Genomic DNA, 1752 nt, shown 5'->3' on the forward strand with positions numbered 1-1752 from the left:
TCGACGAGCTGTCGGGCGAGCGCCGATTCGAGGATGCGGTCTGCCCACATGCCTCCCCACCAGGCCCGATCCTCGGGGGTGGCGTACGTCCAGGTGGACGTCGTCGCCGTCACGTCGTCGAACCCGGCCGCGCGCGCCCACGCGAGAAGGCGGCGCCCCGCATCGGGCTCCCCGCCGTTGGCGCGCGCTGCTCGCCGGTAGAGATCGAGCCAGTGGTCGAGCTCGGGAAGCAGCGGGAACCAGATGAAGCCGGCGTAGTCGGCGTCGCGTGCCGCTACCACTCCGCCCGGCGCGGTGACGCGGCGCATCTCGCGGAGCGCCTGCACCGGATCCCCGACGTGCTGCAGCACCTGGTGCGCGTGCACGATGTCGAAGCTGTCGTCGGCGAAGCTCAGCGCATGGACGTCTTCGACGGCGAAGTCGAGGTTCGACAGGCCCCTGCTCGCCGCGAGGCCCCGCGAGAGCGAGAGGGCGTTCTCGTCGATCTCGATCGCCGTGACATGGGAGACGACGCCGGCGAGATCGACGGTGATGCTGCCCGGACCCGCGCCCACGTCGAGCAGCCGGGCGGTCTCGGTCAGGTGCGGCCGGAGGTACTCCGCGGAGTTCGAGATGTCACGGCTGCTGTGGGAGCGGAGAACGGACTCGTGATGCCCGTGCGTGTAGATGGCCATGTCTCAGTCTGGCACTCCGCGTGCCGCCGTCCGGTCAGTGCAGCCCTGCGACGGCACGACGGATCGCCTCTCGGTCGGGCTTGCCCGAAGCGAGCACCTCGAGCTCGTCGACCATGATCAGCCGCGCCGGCCTCGCGTGCTTGCCGAGCTCTTCGGCCACCACGTCGCGGGCATACGCCAGCTGCTCGGACTCGCTGCGCCGCAGCACCTCGCCACGGGGCGCGACGATCACCGACGCTTCGCCCCAGTGCTCGTCATCGACTGCCACCACGACCGCGTCGATGAGCCCCGGGACTCGGCGGACGAGTCGTTCGACACGATCGAGCGAGATGTTGATACCGCCCGACACGATCACGTTGTCGGCTCGGCCGTGCACGCGCACGACTCCGTCGTCGACGAGGCCGAGATCACCCGTGTGATACCAGCGGATGCCGTGCTCGTCGCGCGAGAAGTTCTTCGCCGTAAGCTCGCCGTCGCCGAGATATCCGTCAGCGAGCATCGGGCCCGCGATCCTCAGTTCGCCGTCGACCGTGCGCACGGCGACCGTGTCGAGCGGGACGCCGTCGTAGACGCACCCTCCGCTGGTCTCGGTCGAGCCGTAGGTGCGCACCAGGCGGATCCCGAGGTCGTCCGCGCGCTCCCGAAGGGGCTCGGGCAGCGCCTGCCCGCCCACCAGGATCGCCCGGTACGCCTGGAGCGCTGCTCGCACCGGCCCGTCACCGGACGCGTCCAATAGCGTCGAGAGCTGGGCAGGCACGAGCGAGGTGTACAGATCGGGGATCGCTGCCCCGAGACCGGCTTCGGGGCGGAGCATCGAGAGCGTCGCCTCGGCGAACGACGCGGGCGAGAACCGGCCGTCGAGAGTCACCGGGTGCGTGCCCGCGACCAGCGACCTCACCATCACCTGAAGGCCGGCGACGTATCCGGCAGGAAGCGCGAGCAGCCAGCGCCCGCCGCCGATCCTCGCGGCTGTCGCGTCGGCGCTCGCACGCCGGGCCTCCGCACTCAGCGCCCCGCGCTTGGGGATCCCGCCCGATCCCGACGTCGCGATCCCCCCCGCCGTGCCCTGCGGCACCCG

2 protein-coding genes are annotated in these 1752 nt (G+C 71.2%); both read right to left on the minus strand.

Going from position 1 to position 1752, the window contains the following annotated elements; all coding sequences use genetic code 11:
- Nucleotides 1-674: class I SAM-dependent methyltransferase (locus tag J7E68_RS05585; RefSeq protein WP_215170630.1), on the minus strand; the 674-nt coding region annotated here is incomplete at its 3' end.
- 34 nt (nucleotides 675-708) lie between these two features.
- Nucleotides 709-1752: AMP-binding protein (locus J7E68_RS05590; protein ID WP_251048678.1), on the minus strand; the 1044-nt coding region annotated here is incomplete at its 5' end.

Source organism: Microbacterium sp. ISL-103, from assembly GCF_018613995.1.
Lineage (GTDB): Bacteria > Actinomycetota > Actinomycetes > Actinomycetales > Microbacteriaceae > Microbacterium.